At 58.6% G+C, this 18,638-nt stretch carries 21 protein-coding genes; 8 read left to right on the top strand and 13 right to left on the bottom strand.

The genetic code is table 11. The features are described 5' to 3' along the window. Positions 1-42: 42 nt before the first annotated feature. On the bottom strand, positions 43-708 hold the full coding sequence (locus Enr8_RS03995) for an endonuclease III domain-containing protein (RefSeq protein ID WP_146429307.1): 666 nt from the start codon (positions 706-708) through the stop codon (positions 43-45). Positions 709-812: 104 nt separating this feature from the next. Here Enr8_RS03995 and Enr8_RS03990 point away from each other — a divergent pair, with 104 nt between their 5' ends. Beyond that, positions 813-1,547: a CPBP family intramembrane glutamic endopeptidase gene (locus Enr8_RS03990; protein WP_146429306.1), complete on the top strand. Its 735-nt coding sequence runs from the start codon at positions 813-815 to the stop codon at positions 1,545-1,547. Between the two features lie 204 nt (positions 1,548-1,751). After that, positions 1,752-2,288, top strand: coding sequence for a DUF2617 family protein (locus tag Enr8_RS03985; RefSeq protein WP_146429305.1), 537 nt, complete (start codon positions 1,752-1,754; stop codon positions 2,286-2,288). Positions 2,289-2,513: 225 nt separating this feature from the next. Here the strand turns inward: Enr8_RS03985 and Enr8_RS03980 are convergent, their stop codons facing one another. Beyond that, positions 2,514-3,578, bottom strand: a complete 1,065-nt coding sequence (locus Enr8_RS03980) for an LOG family protein (protein ID WP_146429304.1) — start codon at positions 3,576-3,578, stop codon at positions 2,514-2,516. A 386-nt stretch (positions 3,579-3,964) separates the two neighbouring features. Between Enr8_RS03980 and Enr8_RS03975 the strand changes: the two genes are divergently transcribed. After that, the gene (locus tag Enr8_RS03975; RefSeq protein ID WP_146429303.1) at positions 3,965-4,321 is read left to right on the top strand and encodes an STAS domain-containing protein; all 357 of its coding nucleotides are present in this window, start codon (positions 3,965-3,967) and stop codon (positions 4,319-4,321) included. A 168-nt stretch (positions 4,322-4,489) separates the two neighbouring features. Here Enr8_RS03975 and Enr8_RS03970 read toward each other — a convergent pair whose 3' ends face one another. Both Enr8_RS03970 and pyrE read right to left on the bottom strand, forming a co-directional pair. After that, positions 4,490-4,774 carry a (2Fe-2S)-binding protein gene (locus Enr8_RS03970; RefSeq protein WP_146429302.1) on the bottom strand — a complete coding sequence of 95 codons (285 nt, stop codon included), beginning with the start codon at positions 4,772-4,774 and terminating at the stop codon, positions 4,490-4,492. Positions 4,775-4,787: 13 nt separating this feature from the next. Then, positions 4,788-5,345 (bottom strand): orotate phosphoribosyltransferase, encoded by a 558-nt coding sequence (pyrE, locus tag Enr8_RS03965; protein ID WP_146429301.1) that lies wholly within the window; start codon positions 5,343-5,345, stop codon positions 4,788-4,790. Positions 5,346-5,480: 135 nt separating this feature from the next. Between pyrE and Enr8_RS03960 the strand changes: the two genes are divergently transcribed. Then, a complete protein-coding gene (locus Enr8_RS03960; RefSeq protein ID WP_146429300.1) occupies positions 5,481-6,179 on the top strand; it encodes a M90 metallopeptidase family protein in 699 nt (232 codons plus the stop codon). A gap of 337 nt (positions 6,180-6,516) precedes the next feature. On the opposite strand, the gene Enr8_RS03955 is transcribed toward Enr8_RS03960, so the two are convergent. The 3 genes from Enr8_RS03955 to Enr8_RS03945 form a co-directional block, all read right to left on the bottom strand. Beyond that, positions 6,517-7,512 (bottom strand): hypothetical protein, encoded by a 996-nt coding sequence (locus Enr8_RS03955; RefSeq protein WP_146429299.1) that lies wholly within the window; start codon positions 7,510-7,512, stop codon positions 6,517-6,519. A 117-nt stretch (positions 7,513-7,629) separates the two neighbouring features. After that, positions 7,630-8,037, bottom strand: a complete 408-nt coding sequence (locus tag Enr8_RS03950) for a hypothetical protein (RefSeq protein WP_146429298.1) — start codon at positions 8,035-8,037, stop codon at positions 7,630-7,632. A gap of 66 nt (positions 8,038-8,103) precedes the next feature. Then, positions 8,104-8,391, bottom strand: a complete 288-nt coding sequence (locus Enr8_RS03945) for a hypothetical protein (RefSeq protein WP_146429297.1) — start codon at positions 8,389-8,391, stop codon at positions 8,104-8,106. A 397-nt stretch (positions 8,392-8,788) separates the two neighbouring features. On the opposite strand from Enr8_RS03945, the gene Enr8_RS03940 reads away from it, so the two are divergent. Beyond that, on the top strand, positions 8,789-9,889 hold the full coding sequence (locus tag Enr8_RS03940) for a sodium:calcium antiporter (RefSeq protein ID WP_186767418.1): 1,101 nt from the start codon (positions 8,789-8,791) through the stop codon (positions 9,887-9,889). Positions 9,890-9,919: 30 nt separating this feature from the next. Here Enr8_RS03940 and Enr8_RS03935 read toward each other — a convergent pair whose 3' ends face one another. Then, positions 9,920-11,119 (bottom strand): PDZ domain-containing protein, encoded by a 1,200-nt coding sequence (locus Enr8_RS03935; RefSeq protein WP_186767417.1) that lies wholly within the window; start codon positions 11,117-11,119, stop codon positions 9,920-9,922. 113 nt (positions 11,120-11,232) lie between these two features. Between Enr8_RS03935 and Enr8_RS03930 the strand changes: the two genes are divergently transcribed. From Enr8_RS03930 to Enr8_RS03920, 3 genes are all read left to right on the top strand, one after another. Continuing rightward, entirely contained in the window at positions 11,233-12,078 is an 846-nt protein-coding gene (locus Enr8_RS03930; protein ID WP_186767416.1) for a class I SAM-dependent methyltransferase, read from the top strand. Between the two features lie 14 nt (positions 12,079-12,092). Continuing rightward, positions 12,093-12,896 carry a TrmH family RNA methyltransferase gene (locus Enr8_RS03925; protein WP_146429293.1) on the top strand — a complete coding sequence of 268 codons (804 nt, stop codon included), beginning with the start codon at positions 12,093-12,095 and terminating at the stop codon, positions 12,894-12,896. A 279-nt stretch (positions 12,897-13,175) separates the two neighbouring features. Then, positions 13,176-14,585, top strand: coding sequence for a sulfatase (locus Enr8_RS03920; protein WP_186767415.1), 1,410 nt, complete (start codon positions 13,176-13,178; stop codon positions 14,583-14,585). A gap of 80 nt (positions 14,586-14,665) precedes the next feature. Here the strand turns inward: Enr8_RS03920 and Enr8_RS03915 are convergent, their stop codons facing one another. From Enr8_RS03915 to folD, 5 genes are all read right to left on the bottom strand, one after another. Continuing rightward, a complete protein-coding gene (locus Enr8_RS03915; protein ID WP_146429291.1) occupies positions 14,666-14,941 on the bottom strand; it encodes a hypothetical protein in 276 nt (91 codons plus the stop codon). Between the two features lie 344 nt (positions 14,942-15,285). Next, a complete protein-coding gene (locus Enr8_RS03910) occupies positions 15,286-15,822 on the bottom strand; it encodes a hypothetical protein (protein WP_146429290.1) in 537 nt (178 codons plus the stop codon). A gap of 171 nt (positions 15,823-15,993) precedes the next feature. Beyond that, a complete protein-coding gene (locus tag Enr8_RS03905) occupies positions 15,994-16,662 on the bottom strand; it encodes a hypothetical protein (RefSeq protein ID WP_146429289.1) in 669 nt (222 codons plus the stop codon). An 88-nt stretch (positions 16,663-16,750) separates the two neighbouring features. Then, complete coding sequence (locus Enr8_RS03900) at positions 16,751-17,065, bottom strand: hypothetical protein (protein ID WP_146429288.1); 315 nt, start codon at positions 17,063-17,065, stop codon at positions 16,751-16,753. Between the two features lie 566 nt (positions 17,066-17,631). Further along, positions 17,632-18,516: a bifunctional methylenetetrahydrofolate dehydrogenase/methenyltetrahydrofolate cyclohydrolase FolD gene (folD, locus tag Enr8_RS03895; RefSeq protein ID WP_146429287.1), complete on the bottom strand. Its 885-nt coding sequence runs from the start codon at positions 18,514-18,516 to the stop codon at positions 17,632-17,634. Positions 18,517-18,638: the final 122 nt, after the last annotated feature.

Here is an 18,638-nt window from a genome sequence, read left to right as displayed (position 1 = left end):
GGTAGCGTCCGCTGTGCGGAGCAAACGCGTAGATTATTTCGCTCAAAACCCTTCTTCAATCCCGCCCGGCGGCAATAGCTCGCACAGCGGGCAAGTGTCGCACTTGGGCGTCTTCCGGCAATGGGCGTTGCCGACGCGGACGAGAAGCGCGTGATATTCGTTGTAAAGCGGTACCTCTTGCGGCAACTCGCTGACCAGCAAGTCCTGGATCTGGTGATAGTCCGCCTCTTGTTCGATCCAGCCATGTCGCTTTAGCACGCGCGCGGTGTAGGTATCAACTACGAAGGTCGGCAGCTCTCCGGCGTACAGCAGAATTGCGTCAGCCGTCTCGGGACCGATGCCGTTGAGCGCCAGCAGGTCTTCTCGTAGCGCAGAGAGACTGCACGCAAACATCGCGTCGAGATCGCCGTGATGCGTCTCTACGACATACCGCATCAGGTTCTGCAGCCGCTTCGCCTTCAGGCGATAATAGCCGGCCGGGCGAATGATCTCGGCCAGCCCCTCTTGGGGCGTCTCTTGCAGCTTGAAGGGGTCAAACAGCCCCTCCTCTTTCAAATTCAAAATCGCCTTCTCGACGTTTCTCCACGACGTGTTTTGCGTCAAAATGGCGCCGACCATGATTTCCAGCCGAGAATCCCCCGGCCACCACGCTTGAGGGCCATAGTGGGCGAGCAGCCGGTCGTAGACGTCCAACAAAGTTATCGACATGAGCGGATATACGGGCACAGAAAGGTGGGCTGGAGACGACCTCCATTTCCTCCGACAATATCGATATTCCCCGTTCCCCTGACAACCCGACCCACCACGTCTTGATGTCCGACGCCGAAACCGCACCACCCTCGCCCGGCTACTTCGCCGAATCGGCCAGGCCGCTGATGAGCCTGGCCTTCGTCGTGCCGATGCTGGTGATCTACGAGGTGGGGGTCTTCGCCCTGGGCCCGCAGGCGATCCGCAACGGCGTCGACGTCTGGCTGCGCGAACTGCTGATCGTGCTCGGCTTCGGCCAATATTTCCTGCTGCCGCTGCTGACGTGCGGCTGTCTGCTGGCCTGGCATCACCTGAAAGAGCAGCCCTGGAAAATCTCGCCGGGCGTGCTGCCGCTGATGTTGCTCGAATCGGCGGCGCTCGGTTTGATCTTGCTCGGCCTGGCCCATTGGCAAGCGGCGATGCTGAAGGCGGAGATCGCCGCGGAGAGCGGCTCGATTTTGCCCAGCGAAACTGTCCGCCAAATGATTGCGTATTTTGGCGCAGGAATCTATGAAGAACTGTTGTTCCGCTTGATGCTGATTCCGGTATTGTGGCAAGCCGCCACTTGGTTTGGCGCACCCAAGATGGCGGCGACCGCGATTGCGATTGTTGGCTCGAGCCTGATTTTTTCGGCCGCCCACTACGACTTTTTTACGTCCGCTGGCGAAGCGTTTCAGTGGTATAGTTTCCTGTTTCGCTGTTCGGCGGGACTTATCTTTGGCGTTCTGTTCAGCTTTCGCGGTTTTGGGATTGCCGCCGGCACGCACGCGCTTTACGACGTTTTCGTGGCGCTCGCCTAGCCGCCGCTGCTAGCGAGATCCAGCGCACACGAAAGGCGAATGTCAAGTCCTTGTGAACAAAGAGTTGCGGAACATAATCGTAACCTACAGAGACGCGAAAAGCTCTCTTTGTGACCGGTCGATACGCAACGTATAATTGGAGCGTCGAGCCGATCCGTCCCCTGGTTCGACAGCCGGCACTTTCACCACAAGGAAGCCTCCCGCGTGCTATCGATTCGTCCCAAAGTCGCAGAGCTGGTTTTCCAACTCTACAGTCGTTCGCTCCACCCCGAGTTGTTCGAGATCTACAAGTCTCGCACGATTCAGCGCGGCGGCTACACTTTGAAGCTCGATATCACCAGCGTCGGTCACATCATCACCTGGCGGTACGAAGGGATGACGCTGACTGAAGTCTGCGCCAGCGCCCATCAGCCGCTGCCGCAACGTCGCCGCGTGATCGCTTATCAGCTGAAAGGCCGCCGCGTTGACAAGCTCGATTGCCATGGCGGCGTCGGCTACAAGGCGGAGTTCGAGCTCGAACCGGTCACGCCGAAACTCTTTCGCATGTGCCAACGCGAACTGTCGTACGATCCCAAACAAGGACTCGTCCACCAGTTCGACTCCAGCGGCCGCATGAACTTCGGCGCCCTCAGCTACATCAACGCCGAGACCCGCAGCCGCAGCGTCTTCATCCAGGCCTTCCACACATTCCCCGACGACAACGCCATCGTCAAAACGGAATCGTACTTCCAACTGCCGTAAGCCGGTCTAGCTGGATCCCATCTCATTTGTAGGGTGGATGTAGTAAGCGCGATCGATTCTGATTCGATCGCCAGATGTCGTTCGCCTACGTAACCCACCTTTGAGCTTGCAAGCACATTGTTGGGCCAGCGCTGCGCCCAAACTACGCCGGATAGCTACCGCTCGCTACTTCCACCCTGCTGGACAAGCCAGCAGTGGCACACCTGGCTTCGCCCCTGACCGCAATTACGGTTCGGGGAACTCGCGCAGCGCCGGCTCGATCGACTGCTGATTCAAACAATCGATCAACATCCGGAACCGCCCTAGGCTGCGGCGGTTGAACTCGAATACCAGTCGCGGCAGCGGCGCCAGGTCGGGCTGGTCGCTTTCGTGCGGCAGCGGATCGCTCAATTTGAACTGGCCACGCACCAGAATGTCCTGGAACTCGGTCTGAATCTGTTCAAATAATTCAGGCGACGGAGCTTCCTGAATTCGCAGCACCAGCTTGTCGCGCACGAACCGCATGCTGTGGTAGTTGCGATAAAAACCGAGCGTCTCCTCGATCGCCTCGTCGCAATTGTCGGTCACCTTGTAGATCGCCAGGTCTTCGGGCGAAATCAAACGCTGCTTCAGCAGCGGATCGAGCATGAACTCGTGGAACCGTTTCCAGTAGTAGCCGCCCGGCTCGTCGACCAGCACAACCGGGCACATTTCGCGCTTGCCGGTTTGCAACAGCGTCAGCACTTCAAACGCTTCGTCCAGCGTACCAAAACCGCCGGCGAAACAGACGACCGCGTCGCACTCTTTGACGAACATCAACTTACGGGTGAAGAAGTACTTCATGTGGACGAGCTTCTCGTCCCCCAGGATCACCTCGTTGGCGTCCTGCTCGAAGGGAAGCATGATATTCAGCCCCATCGAGTTCTCACGGCCGGCGCCCAGATGTCCCGCTTCCATAATCCCGCTGGCCGCACCGGTGATGACCAGCCAATTTTTCTCGGCGATCTTCTTGCCAAATTCGAGCGCGGCTTGAAAACTTGGAGCGTCTTCCGGCGTGCGGGCCGATCCGAAGACGGTCACCTTACGGCGATGACGATACGGCGCGAAAACTTTGAAGGCGTAACGCAGCTCTCGGAGCGAACGACTCAGAATTTTTAGGTCGCCCCGTGAAGATTCGTCGGCCGCTAATTTATCCGCGGTATCCCGTATTTGCTGGATTAGCGCATCGGCGGTGATCACGGCACGGCGGGCGACCGCGTCCCCCTCCGCTTGCTTCGCCGAATTAGCAGCTTCGTCATCAGTATTGGTCATGTGATAATCTCCCACACAATCATAGCTGAGAGGGCAAGCTTCCCCTGTTGAATTGCCCACGAATTTCCGCAGCCAGAAAACCTAGCACTTTGGCAGGCGCCGCAACCCACACAGGAGCTACTCCATCCGGCAGGAGATGCATACACCGCTACAGATCCCACCTCGGCTTGCGGAACATCCGCAACCTATTTGGCATTAGCCGTAGGCGTAACTGCTTTCCGTTTAATGGGTTGTAAAATGAGACAGGCGAATGTAGACTGAAATCAAGATCGTTTTTTGAATTCTTACGGAAAACATCTGGACACCTAAAATGCCCTGCCTGTTCGCCCCTCTTATTTAGTTATCAACATCGTCTAATCGCGCGAGAGCAGTGCATCAAATTCAACATGGTTAACATCCTAAGGAAACGTGAAGTCACCGTCATTGAGTTCGGCAATGAGTACGACAGTCTCGACGAAACCAATCTTGGCAAGACCTCACAGCAGCTAATCGAAGTTGCAAAACATGCGGACCCGCCGTTGGTCATCTTTGACCTCACGTCGACCCGCTACTTCGGCTCGTATTTCATCCAGTTCTTAATTCGAACCTGGAAGCTGGTGAAGAAGAGGAACGGCCGTTTAGTATTGGTCGGCCTGGACGATCCTTGCTTGAGCGTGCTACGTCGCTCGAAGATCGATTCGCTTTGGGAGCGATTTGCGACCACCGACGAAGCGGTCGCCAATCTCCTCGGGGAAGCTTCGTAGATCTTCCCTGTCGGCCTAACTGCCTGTTGAAAAATGCCCTCGTGGCATTTTCCAATCTCGCCAGGCTCAGAGCATCGCTCTTCGCGGCTCGCAAAATAACGACTTACGTCGCTATTTTGGGATCGCACCCCTGCGATCATGCAGTCCGTCGAGAAAATCAACGGACTGCTAAGCTGGTGAGCCGCCAGGCGGCTTTCCTTTGCCCTCGCTGATATAGCTGGCGCGCATGGCGGCGTATTCCTCAGGCGTCGGCAGTTCGTCGCTGGTTTCTCCCGCAGCGACCGCTTGATCAAAAAGCCGCTGCAAGAAGGGACGGCACCAACCGCAGCCAGTCCCTGCGCCAAAACACTCGCTTAACTGCCCGACGCGTCGCGGTTTTTCAATCCGCAGGAAGTTGACCACTTTGCGTTTCGTCACATGAAAGCAAAGGCAAAGTTCGTCATCAGGCTGCATCGCTCATCTCCGCTTATTTCTGCGGCGGTTCGATTCCAAAGTCCTTGACCGTCAGTAGCGTCCGCAGCTTGTAACCGGCGGCGGCGAACGCCTCGGCGCCCCCTTCCAACCGATCGACGATCGCGATCACTTCGCGAACTTCCAGCCCGGCCGTTTTGACCTTTTCGATCGCCTGCAGCGAGCTGCCGCCGGTCGTAACGACGTCTTCGACGATCACGCAGGTTTGTCCCGGCGAGACCGGTCCTTCGACGTCGCGTCCGGTGCCGTGCGCTTTCGCTTCCTTACGGACGATGAATCCGGCCAACGTTTTTTGCTCAACCGCCGCCATCGTGATGACCGCCGCGGTGATCGGATCGGCGCCGATCGCCATGCCGCCGACGGCGTCCGGCAGATCGCCTTCCATCATCTCCAGGATTCCCAGCGCCACTTGCAGCGCCCCCTCGCTATCGAGGGTCACCTTGCGGCAATCCATGTAGTAGGAAGCTTTTTTGCCAGAGGCCAGCGTAAAATCGCCGAACTGAAGCCCCTTTTGACGTACAATCTCGATGAGTTTCGCTTTGTCGTATTTCATAGTTTTGGATTCCGTCGCCGCTAAGTGGATCAGCCCTTTATGGTAGCAAGCGACGCCTGCTTGCCGTAGTACGCCGCGCGACGCTTATTTTTTCGCCGCCGTTCGCTTCCCCTCAAAAAGAGATCGCGTCGTCCCATGATCGTATCGCTTGTCGTTTGCGCCCTGTTGGCCGCCGAAACGGAGGAGAAACCTGCCGCGCCGGAGCCGATCACCGCCTACCACCTGACGAACTACGAGGGGTGGGACGTCTACGTCAACAAACGCCTGCTCCGCGAAGAGAAAGAGTTGGGCGACCAGGCGACTCGCCTGTTGCAGGACAAGCTGCGCGAAATCTGTCGCCTGGTCCCGCGGCGTCCGCTGACCGAACTCCAGAAAGCGCCAATCTGGCTGGAGGTCGACGACGACAAGTTTGATCCTTGCGCCTGCTACCACCCATCGGCCGACTGGCTCCGCAAGAACGGCTTTCTCGACAAGAAGGCGAAGTCGGTCGAGATCTCCAGCGCCCAGAAATTTATCGACTGGTCCAAAGAACAGCCCTTCATGCTGCTGCACGAACTGGCCCATAGCTATCACGACCGCGTCTTTGGCTACGACGACGCCGCCATCAAAGCGGCCTATGACCGCGCCAAACAAAGCGGCCAGTACGAGAAGGTCCTCCGCTACAACGGCAAAGAAGAACGGCACTACGCGCTGCAGAACCCGATGGAGTACTTCGCCGAAGGAACCGAAGCGTACTTCGGTACCAACGATTACTACCCGTTCGTCAACGCCGAGCTGAAGCGACACGATCCGCAGTTGCACAAACTGCTGGGCGAAATCTGGCGCGATGAGTAAGCGGCGAAGGCGCTAACTGCCGGTTGAAAAATGCCATCGTGGCATTTTTCAACCTCGCCAGGCTCAGAGCATAGCTCTTCGCGGCTCCCAAAATAACGACTTACGTCGTTATTTTGGGATCGCATCCGTGCGATCACGCAGTCCGTCGAGAAAATCAACGGACTGCTAAATGTAGCTCCTTGCAGGGTGGGTGCAGTAAGCGCGATCGATTCTGATTCGATCGCCAGACGTCGTTCGCTTACGTAACCCACCTGTTGCTTGCAAACGCATTGTTGGGCCAGCGTTCCGCTGCACCCAACCTACGAAAGATCAGGCGTTCGTCCGCAAAGAGCGAACGCTACTCGCCGTTCCACGTCTCAAGCCGGGCGGCGACGTAGGCGAAGTCGGTCAGATGCGGGTGATCCTTGAGCGTCTTGGCGACGCGGTCCAGCGTCTCATCACTCAATCGCTTCCCTTCGAGTCCGCGATTGTCGGCGAGGATCTTGTTGCGGCACAGAACTACGCGGAGACCGCCGCCGCTTTCGGCGCTGAGCGCCAGCGCCATTTCGGTCACTTCGACCGAGACCTGCAGCAGTTCGTCCGGAATGGCGCCTCGTTCGCCGACGATGTGGCAACGTTCCAATAGTTCCACGGCGCGAGCGGTAAACGCGCCCCACAACCGCAACATTCCGCCGACGACGCGTCGTTCGATCGTCTTGTTGTCGTTGGCATAGCGAAACGGCGTCACCAGATCGATCACCGGATTGATCTCGTTGGCGGTATAGACGCCGATGTCTTTGCGCCGCGTCTCCATTAGCGCCCGCATGATCATCACGGCGATCGGCCGCTGCGCCGGCAAGCAGATGGCGCACAGTTGCGGAATCTCAAGCACCCGTCGCCAGGCTTCGATGGTCGAAAAGCGGGGCGAAGCGTAGGCGGCCGGATAGACGATCAGCGGCGCCGATCGCCCGACTGCCTGCAAGAGTCCGACCAGATCATCGCAGGAACCGGCGTTAGCGTCATCCAGGGCGACGGCGATCGCCTGAACGCCGCTCTCCTTCAATTCGACGGCGGTGGCCAGCGCCTCCGCTTCAGCGACTAGCGGAATTCGCAGCCACGGGTGGTAGTCATGCTTTTCGGGCATAGCGACCAGCGACGCTAGCAGTTCGCGTCGCAGTTCGGCGGAACCACTCGTAAGATCAACGACGGCGCCCCCAGTCCCGGCGGTCGCGTAATAGCGCCACAGCGTACGCTGCCGGTGCGGATCAAATTGACCATCGGTAGCGGCGATAGGCGCGATCGGCAAGCAGAGCCCCTCGCGCAGGCGATCACGGGTGGTTGTATCGGAATCCACGAGATGCATCTCGTTGAACGTTAAGCGAGATCAAGGCGCCAAAGTGAAGCGTATTCTTTTTGATCGTCCGGGATGCTACTGTTCTAGAGATTTTTCCCACAAATCCTCAATTAGCGTCTACGGACGCCGGAAAATGCGGTCCGCGACGAATCTGGCGACCGCGTTGGCGCTTCCCCAAAACCAATCGCTGCGGTAGTAGGCGACGAACCCGAAAATCAAACCCAGGACATAGATAAAGAAGGCGTCCGAAAACCACAACGCCGCGGCGACGACGCCGAAGACCAGAGACAGCACCTGCATCGAGGAATCGAATCCCCACGACCAGATTGCATAACAAACCAAAAAACTGACCCCCCCCCCGACGAGGAAGCCGAACGCCGGTTGAGCCGCTTCGCTGGCCCGAGCGATCGCCAACATTGCCAGCGGCACAAGAATCAACAGCCCCAGCAGCAGCAACAGCAGCCATGCCAGCCATTTCTGAAATCGGGAACCGCTTGTGCGATCCGGCGGTGCGATGTTCGTCATACGCAGCAGCGACTGAGCCGTAGCTGACGGCTCGCTTCGCTGGGGGGCTGCGAAGAAGAGCCGAGGTTACTCGAACTTGGCGGTCCGCGCCTCGCGAACCGCTCTGGCTGTATTGTCGGCGAAATTGTCGATCTGATTCAACCCTCGCAGCAACATAGCGTGCCCATCGACGACCACGTCCTCCAGCTCCGACTCTTCCATCGAGCGGACCAGGCTTGAAAGCCGAGCCGCTTGTTCGCGCAGCCGATCGACCACTCGCGTAATCCGTTCGCTGGAGTAAGGCTCCTTCCGCCGGACGCGATCCGCTCCTTCGTCCATCCGCGTCGTCTTTGGCTTGCCGTTCTTTTTCGCCATGGCTTTCGTTCTCCTCCCCCGTTTCCAGACGCTTGGCCTTCGATCGAAACAGGCGATTCGTAATTATTAAACAGTTCTCGCGGAATAAACCACTTACTTTCCAGCCAATTACGACAAGTCGTCGATTTGTTTCTCGCCGATCGATTCGCGACTGTTAGAAAGATTCTCAGAATAAGGGGCGAAACGACATATTCCGTTTAGTTTGCCGCAGGTTTTGGTTAAGATCCCCAAAATCTCGGCGTTTTTTTCTGCGATCGCTCGCATCCGCAGGGGCGGAGTCTCCGCTCTTGCCTTCGCGATTCATGGCCAGCGACGCTTCGATTCTGTACAGTAGCGGCGTATTTATCCCTTCCCCGCTCGAACCAGGGAGCCGTTCGCTTTGGAATTGCCTATTCTCATGGCCCAGTTTCTGGGTTTGGCGATCGTGATCGTTTTCGCCGGCAGCTTCATGACCAAAGCGGCCGACGTCATCGGCGAGAAGTCGGGACTCGGCAGCTCGCTGGCCGGGCTCGTGCTGTTGGCGGCGGCGACCAGCCTGCCCGAGTTCGCCATCAACATCAACGCAGTGCAACTGCCCGACTACGCCACCGGCGTCGATCTGGCGATGGGCAACATCCTCGGCAGTTCGCTCTTCAACCTGCTGATCCTCGGCATCATCGACCTGGCGTTTCGCGCTAAGCAGCCGATGTTCACCTCGGTCTCGGCGGCTCACGCCCTCTCTGCGCTGGCCAGCATCGCGCTGACGGCGATCTTGCTCCTCTTCTTTATGCTGCACCATCAGCAACAAATCGGCGTTCCGCTGTCGGTCGGTTGGATTGGCGCCGGATCGCTGGGCGTCGGGCTGTTTTACCTGTTCTCGCTACGGCTGATTTATTTGGATCAGCAGGTCGCCGCCAAGTTGGAAGCGCCGCTCGTGGCAGAGGCGCAGGAAAACAAGATGTCGCTCACTCGCGCGATCGCGACCTACCTGATTGCGACCATCGTGATCTTTGTCGCCGCTCGCTATCTATCGATCGTCGCCGATCGCGTGGCGACGGTTACCGGCCTGGGGGGCAGTTTCGTCGGCAGCACGTTCCTCGCTTTGACGACCAGCCTGCCCGAGATGGTCACGACGGTGGTCGCCGTGCGGATGGGCGCTTCCGATATGGCGATCGGCAATATCCTCGGCAGCAACGCCTTTAACATCGCCATTGTGTTGCCGGTCGATGCGTTCTATACCCGCGGCGCGATCTTGGCCGACGCCAGCGGCGTGCATGCGGTGACGGCCGGCGCGGTGATCTTCGTCACCTGCGTCGCAACGATGGGCATTCTCTATCGCGCGGACCGGCGTTACATGCTGGTCGAACCTGACGCGCTGCTGGTCGTGCTGCTGGTACTCGCTTCGCTCTACTTGATCTATCGGCTGACCAATGGCGAAGTTGAAGCGGCCGAGCCAAGAGCGCCCGCCGCGATCGAAGAAACCTCGCTCCGCTGGGGCCCACGCTTAACTGTCGGTTGATTTTCTCAACGGACTGCTAAAAGAGACCGTCTAGCGGTTCACGTACTCGGGACGCATCGGCCATTTGCCCAACGTCACCGTCAATTCGATCGGCTGGTTGTCGCGGAGGATCTTCATTTTGATCTTGTCCCCGACGTCCTTGTCCCGCAGGACCTCGGTCAGCGCCGTGAAGTGCGGAACGTCTTGGCCGTCGACCTGCTGGATCACATCGCCTCGCTTGACGCCGGCCGCGAAGGCGCTTCCTTCGCGCGGTACGTCTTGCACCGTGCAAGGCGATTCGGCGATCGTTTGCCCCTGCACTCCCAAGAAGGCGCCGTTGCGGATATCCATCCGCCGCGGATCATTCCCAAACTGGGCGAACAACTCAGCCTTGCCTTTGTCCGAAAGCTCGGTCCCATACAGTTCGGCTTTGATCAGCCGTCCCATCTTGCCAAACATCGGGATCACCTGATCGCCAACCGGCAGATAGTAGAGCCGGATGTTTTCGAGTTGGTGCAACAATGGGCCGAGCGCGGCGAGCGCGTCGCCATCGACGTTGGGCGTTTCTTTCAGCGTCAGCAGCCGCACGTTTTCCATCAAAGCGACCTGCTTCAGGTACTCGGCGGTGATCTTCTCGCCCGACATCTGCACATCTTCGATAAACCGCAGCTGCCGCAGATAGTAAAGCTCTTTGGGGCCGCCCTTGTAGGTTTCGTCAATCGTGACGCTCGGCCCCCGCGACGGATCGACAAAGCCCGGCGCCGGCATGTACTCGCTGAACTTCATCCCCAGACTCCGCAGCACCCGCCGCGAGCGTTCTTCTTGCAGCGTCGCCACCCGGTTGAGCGTATCCTGGGCGTATTGCGATACGCCGTCATTGCCCGACGCCGCGATCAACTCCAGCCGCTCGGTCGCGGCGATCTCGGCGTTGATGTCGTCTCCCAGCGTAAAGCGTTTCAATATGTGGATGCAGCGGATCGACTTTTCGAGACTGCCGCTGGCGACCGCCGCGGTCAGCTCGTCGATCGCTTCTGGCCCGGCGTGCGACAATTTTTCGGTCGCATCTTCGCGAATCAAAAACCGCTCGGAATCGAGCTTCGCGATCAAACGGCGCACCTCGGCGGCCGACATTTCGGGCTGCTGGGGCGTTGGCTGGGCGGCTGGCGTCGATTCGGCCGGGTCTTGCGCGAAAATATCGCAGGCGACAAACAGCAGCAACACAAACGAGATATAGAGGAGAGACGGTCTCAACGGCCGTTCCTTGATTAGCGGCATTTTGGTAGGCGGTCTTTCGTATTCTCCCCCGATCTTCACAATAATGCCAGAGGAATTCAATCAACCACCCCGAATCTGCCGCCGCCGTTTTGTTTACGCCCGACCAATATCAACTTCTCGACTTCGGCGAGGGACGCAAATTAGAGCGTTTCGGGCAATTTCTGCTTGATCGCCTCTCCCCCGCCGCCGAGACCGCCCGCTGCAGCCATCGACCCCAGTGGCGGGAGGCCGCCTGTCGCTATCAGCGGACCGACGGCGACCGCGGCGTCTGGCATCCGGCCAATGTATTGCCGGCGACCTGGACGATCTCGCACGGGGCCTGCACCTTTGAGCTGAAACCGACCGATTTCGGACACTTGGGCATTTTTCCGGAACAAGCCGAGAACTGGGACTGGTTGGCCACGCAGATCGCCGCCCGGCCGGCAGCAAAGGTTCTCAATCTGTTCGCCTATACCGGCGGCAGCACGCTCGCCTCTGCCGCGGCTGGCGCCGAGGTCGCGCATGTCGACGCCGCCAAGAATGTGGTGCAGTGGGCCCGCCGCAACGCTGAGCTTTCCGGTCTAAGCGAAGCCCCGGTCCGCTGGCTCGCCGAAGATGCCCGCAAGTTTGTTCGCCGCGAAGTGAAACGGGGCTCGCAGTACGACCTCATCGTGCTCGACCCCCCCAGCTATGGACATGGCGTCAAAGGCCAGGTCTGGCGCGTCGATCAGCACCTGCCGGATCTGCTCAGCGACCTTCGCACCCTCTCGACCGACGACGCGGCGATCTTGCTGACCTGCCATTCGCCGGGGCTTGGTCCGGTCGAGTTGCGACAGATGCTCGAGCGTCATTACTTCGGGCGGCGGATGCCGCAGATCGAAGCGCGTCCTTTGTCTATTCTCGCGGCCGACGACCGGCGCCTTCCCAGCGGCATCTTGGCCCGCTGGTCCCCCTAACCTGGAACTTTTCGATGCCCGAGCGGATCACCAGCGTTCAAAACCCGCGAATCAAAGCGGCCGCCAAGTTGCGCCAGCGCCGCGCTCGCGAGCAACAGGGGCGCACGATCATCGATGGCGTCCGCGAAATCGAACGCGCCCTGGCGAAAGAGTTCCCGCTGCTCGAACTCTTCCTCTGCGACGAACTGCTGGTCGGCGCCGAAGCGGACGCCCTGCGCCAGCGCGTCGCCAGTCAGCCCAACTTGCAGGTCTACGACATTCCCCGCGACGTCTGCGAGAAGCTGTCGTTTGGCGAACGTTCGGAAGGCGCCGTCTCCGTCGCCAACTATCCGGTCACCTCGCTTGACGCCTGTCAGTTGTCTAGCACGCCGCTGATCGTCGTTTTGGAAGATGTCGAGAAGCCGGGCAACCTCGGCGCGATCCTTCGCACCGCCGATGCGGTCGGCGCCGACTGCTTGATTGCGGCCGATGCCCGGACCGACCTGTTTAACCCCAACGCCATCCGCGCTAGTCTCGGCACCATCTTCGCCGTCCCCACGTTTGAAGCGACCACCGCCGAGACGATGGCCTTCTTGCGAAAGCATGGCGTGCAGATGTTCGCCGCCCGGGTCGAAGGCGCCGTCTCGTACGAGCAAGTCCGTTTCGACGGCCCGACCGCGCTGATCCTCGGCAGCGAAGCGGAAGGACTCTCCGATCGCTGGCTCGCCGACGATGTGACCAACATCCGCCTCCCCATGCGCGGCATCGCCGACAGCCTAAACGTGTCCACCACCGCCGCGGTCCTCCTGTACGAAGCCGATCGTCAGCGACAAACCTGATGGTTAGCCGCGAAAGCTCCGCTTTCGGGGCGGCGCAGCCGCAGGAGGCATCCGTTCGCTGTTCGTAGCGAATCGACGCGTTGCCTACATTTGCGGCAAGAACACCGCCGCATTCTCCGATTCCCCGGATTGATGCCTCTTGCCGACGCTGTCGGCCCCGAAAGCAGAGCTTTCGCGGCTAACCATTGGATTCAAGACTGCGTGAATCCCCCTCCTCCATCAACTACAATCAAACCAAACTACTTCGCTCCCCTCCCACCATCCGCCAGGAACCACCCCATGCCTTTTCGTCCTTGGCTCGCCGGAATCCTTGTCGCGCTCGCCGCTTCTTCCCTGTCGGCCGCCGACGGCAAATACAACGTGCTGTTCATCATCTCCGACGATCTTTCGGCACAGTCCCTCTCGTGCTACGGGCATCGCGAGTGCCAGTCGCCGAACATTGACGCCCTCGCCAAACGCGGCGTCAAGTTCACCCGGACCTACTGCCAATACCCGGTCTGCGGGCCTTCGCGAGCAGCTCTGATGTCAGGTCTGCACACGTCGACCATTGGCGTGATGAACAACAGACAGTCGCACAACTTCACCAAGAACCTCGGCGACCGGGCCAGCATGTCCCAGCACTTCCGCAATCACGGCTACTACGCTGCCCGGGTCAGCAAGATCTATCACATGCGAATCCCCGGCGACATCACCGCTGGCGTCGATGGCGACGACCACGCCGCTTCGTGGGACGAACGGTTCAACTGCCAGGCGCCTGAGTGGCACAGCGCAGGGGAAGCGGCCGTTTACAGCAACGAAAAATTGAAAAAAGATCCCAGCAAACATTACGGGCTCGGCTTCGGCACCGCCTTCTATGCCGTCAAAACGTCGACCGACGGCAGCGAACAAGCCGATCATCAGGCGGCCGACAAGGCGATCGAACTGCTCCGCGATCACCAAGACGAACGTTTCTTCCTGGCGGTCGGGATGGTTCGCCCCCATGTGCCGCTGGTCGCGCCGGCCAAGTTCTTTGCTCCTTACCCGGCCGAAAAGATGAAGCTGCCGGCGAAGATCGATGGCGACTGGAGCGACATCCCCAAGGCGGGCATCTCGCGCAACAGCAAAGCGACCGGCATGACGCGCGACGATCAGCAGCAGACGCTGACCGCCTACTTTGCGTCGGTCGCTTACATGGATCACCAGGTCGGCCGCATCCTAGACGAACTAAAGCGGCTCGGCCTCGACAAGAACACGATCGTCGTCTTCACCGCCGATCATGGCTATCACCTGGGAGAACATGACTTCTGGCAAAAGATGAGCCTGCACGAAGAGTCGACCCACATCCCGCTGATCATCGCCATCCCAGGCCAACAGCCGAAAGTGGTCGACGCCTTGGCCGGCCAGATCGACATCTACCCCACCCTGGCCGACCTGTGCGGCCTGGAAGTCCCCGACTACCTGCAAGGCGTCAGCCAAACCGCCGCGATCAACACGCCCGGCGCAACCGCCCGGGAGGAAATCATGTGCGAAATGAACAAAGGCAAACTGCTACGAACCGACCGCTACGCCTACATCCAATACAAGGACGGCAGCGAAGAGCTGTACGACATGCAAACCGACCCGCACCAATACACCAACCTGGCCCAAGACCTGGCGTCGCAAGACGACCTGGTCAAGTTGCGCCAGCAACTCAAGCAGCAAACAAAATAGTAGCCCGCAGCGCAACCGAGGGAAAAGCGGTCGGAAGAAAAGCGGAGAGCTGAAAGCGGATGGAAGCTTTGCTCTAGCGTTCAGCTCCTTCGTATTTCTTCAACTGCGTCAGCGACTACCTTTACCTTCTCAAGATCGGTCAACCGCCGCCAAGCCACATGCGTGACATGGCGAATATCAACCTCCACCATGCGTGGCGGTTCGGTCGCTTCCCAATTCTCGATCTTGGCGGCGTCGCACCAGGGGCAACGCGGCATGCGACCAATCTGCAAGCGAGTGCCGTCCGCAGCGGGATCACAGGCGACGCCAAAGACCAACTGAAGCAGGTCGGAACGTTCCAGGTCACTGCGCGGCACCCCAGGCATTTGGCGGAGAATCTGACCGACCTCTTTGTAGACAGGATCGGCAAGTCTTTTTAAATACTACGTTTCCGCTTGGGCTGCGTTGCGTAAGAGAAATTCGCCGTAGACATGCGGCGCCAGGTCGTGGCCTTCAAGCCAACGCCCGCAGCTGCCGCATTGTTGGTATCGATAGACGAGTAGCTTTATGATCAAGAACTAAACACCGTTCGTCTTAGGAAATGTCATCGAATTCGCCGAAATACCGCAAAACAAAATGAGAGGTCTGCGAGGCCAATATGGACGGGGCGAAAAACACTCCTGTCCTGCTATCGCTCAGTAGCGTTTTCCCCAACCCAATGCTACACGGAGACAATATCGAAGTCATTTCCCTTGGAGTTCAAACACCAGTTGCTTTCGACCGTATGATCCTCGCCAACCATTTGAAACAAATTGGCAATCAGTTCGATCGGGACTTGAAGCAACGCTTTGTGACGCTGACGATCCGAGGCAAGTAGAATGCCATCTAGGCGATGGTTTTCGTCGAATGCCGCCATGAACACGAAACTATGAACAAACTGATGACACAAGAAAAGAAGATCGTGATCCTCAACGTTTCCGGATTCGAAATCATAGAGCCGTTCGAGGTTATGCCAATTCAGTTTAGTTACGTTCCTGCCGAGCCACGGATAAACAACGAGCGCTACTGAACGACTCATTGTATTGGTGGAGAGTTTCGCGGCTTCGTGAAGCTTACGAACGCCGTAGAAACCCAACATCAGGCTCTGTTCGAGTCTCGCGAGACTCGATTCAGGCCATCGTCGCTGTGAGCGTCGTTTGCGAAGGTCTTCAGCCTTCCTGAGAAGATCGTCCTTCCAATAACGAGATTCCCAGATCATATCGAACTCCGGAGTGTTTTTGTGAGAGCGAATCGGCCTTAGATTATGACATGATCGTGTCACAATTGGTTCGTAATTTCTCCAAACATCGTCTACAAGTAAGCCCATTAAAGGACACAAGTACTCCGATCCATCGGAAGATTAGTCCATAAATTCGGAGCCCTACACCACTCACGTAAACACAATCGCCGCCCCATGCTCGATCGAATGCCGGGCCGCCTGAATCAGGTGGATGCAGGAATAGCACTCCATCCCGTACCTCCGCCACCCTTCTCCTTCGCCTTGGCTTTCGGCCGCGTCGAAAAAGACTTCGTCCTCGCCATCGAGATCGGTCGGCATTTCGAGCGCCTTGGCCAGCGTCAGGCACTCCTGGAGCAGCTTGACCGACGAGCCGGCCTGGACGCCATAGAGGCCGAGATCCTCAAAGTCGAACAGGACCTCGTCAAACTCTAGCGGAACGTAATACCCTTCCGCGTCGCTGTGGCAGAGGAGATGATCGAATCGTTTCCACTCCGGCGAGCGGGCATCCTGCATGGTGGCGATTTCGTCATAGCAAGCCATCATCACGGGATCGTCTGTCGGTCGCCGATCGACGCATGGCTCAGGAACAGCGCCATTGACGATGAGGTGGGCGGCGACCCGGCGGAGATAGTGCAGTCCTGAGTAGCCGAACATGGCGCCACTGAAAACCGGCATCTCTTCCGGTTCAACATGCGGGGGCAATTGATTCTGAGCCAACAGTTGGTTGAGCAGATCGAATTGCACCTTGAAGTGGGCGAAACCTTCCTCGTCGGCTGTTTTTAGATCGGCCAGAATGCCAACTTCGAGCGCTAGTCCCATACCGTCCCTTTCACAATCAAATTTGCAACTTCACGCCATGGCGAGATGACATCCGCCAGAAAGTCGCCGATTGGCATTGGCCGAGATTCTAATGGGTGGCCTGTTGGCGTGCCATCGTTTTGACCAAATTCGCGTGCAACTGCTGGCCAACAAACTTGCTTGACAAAGCACACGGAATTTTGGTCGATTGCGGGGTGCGAATGACCTTCATCGCAGGCGTCTGCGGTTGGGGGGAGCGTCGTTTGCTTTTTGAAGATTTGGATGCGAAGCGAACGCGAAAAAAACGTTGCGGTCCAGTCCACCAATAAAGCGTGGTGGATGCGTTGGGCTTGCCGGGAGGAGGATCAAAAAAACGTGCGCCGGTGGTCCAGTTTTTGGGTCGTGGGCGATTCGGCAGGACCAAGACATGCTCTTCTCGCGTGCGACGCGATAAGAACATGGCACCAAAAAATGGTCGACGGCGGTCCAGTCCGTCCCCGCAAGAAAATGCGCGCGAGCGGTCCAGTCCGGTCCTCAGCCCGGAAGGGGCGAACTAAAGTAGCCCGGGGTGGAGTCGCCCCCGGCGACGTAACCCTTTGTCACGACACGATTAAGAGCGGGGAGCCCTGTAGGGACGGGCTTAACGGACGACCAGACGTTTAAAAAAACGAAACAGTCCGGTCCAGTCGGTCCGGTCTATCGAACCGGCGGGCGGTTCGCGTCAGATCGATCCGGTGGGGCTGAGAAAAAAACTCGCGCGAGCGGTCCAGTTTTGGAATCGTGGGCGATTCGGCCGGACCAAGACATGCTCTTCTCGCGTGCGACGCGATAAGAACATGGCACCAGCGAAGGGGCGAAGACTTGCTTCAAGCCGGCGAAGACTTGCTTCAAGCCGGCGAAGACGCCGCAAGAGCATGGTGCCAAATTGAAGAAAAAACGTGCGCGGGTGGTCCAGTCATTCGGACTTGATTCGACATTCGTCATTAGACATTAGTCATTTCCCGCCTGCCACTCGGCAGCACGGAGGGTGTTTTCCATCAGCATCACAATCGTCAGCGGGCCGACGCCGCCGGGGACGGGGGTGATCGCGGAGGCGACCTGCTTGACGCTGTCGAAATCGACGTCGCCGCAGAGGCCGTCTTCGGTGCGGTTGATGCCGACGTCGATGACCGCGGCGCCTGGTTTGACCATGTCGGCGGTGACGAACCTTGGTTTGCCGATCGCGGCGATCACGATGTCGGCGGTCCGGCAGATCTCGGGCATGTTGGGGGTGCGGCTATGGCAGACGGTGACGGTGGCGTTGGCGGCCGACGATCCGCAGGTCGAGTCCTTTTGCATCAGCATCATCGCCATCGGCTTGCCGACGATTTCGCTGCGACCGATGACGACCGCATGTTTGCCGGCGGCCGCAATGCCGCTGCGGTGCAAGATCTGCATCACGCCGTGCGGGGTGCAAGGCAAAAATCGGGGACGCCCCTGCGAGACGAGACCCACATTATGCGGATGGAAACAATCGACGTCTTTGGACGGGTCAATCGCGTCCAAAATCAGCGTTTGATCGATGCCACCAGGCAACGGCAATTGAACCAAGATGCCGCTCACCTGGGCATCGGCGTTGAGTTGGGCGACCAGCTTCAACAGCCCTTCGGCGGTCGTATTGGCCGGTAGGCGGTGCATGAAACTGGCGATTCCGACTCGCTCGCAGGCTCGCTGCTTGTTGCGGACATAGACCTGGCTGGCTGGGTCTTCGCCCACCAAAACGGCCGCCAAACCGGGCTGACTTCCCGATTTGGCCGTGAAAGCGGCGACCCGCTCGGTGATTTCGAGTTCGATCTGCTTGGCGATCGCCTTTCCGTCCAAGATTGTGGCCGCCATGTCGAGCTCCTTACTACTTCGCCTAGGATCGCAGAACTACCGTAAAAACGGCTATCAGAGAGAGGTCGCCATTGTATCCGCGCCTCGCATTGGGGGTATCCCCCGGCTTTCGAGCCGAAATT

Origin of the sequence: Blastopirellula retiformator (assembly GCF_007859755.1) — a bacterium.
Lineage (GTDB): Bacteria > Planctomycetota > Planctomycetia > Pirellulales > Pirellulaceae > Blastopirellula > Blastopirellula retiformator.
This window is presented reverse-complemented; position numbering and strand designations above follow the sequence as displayed.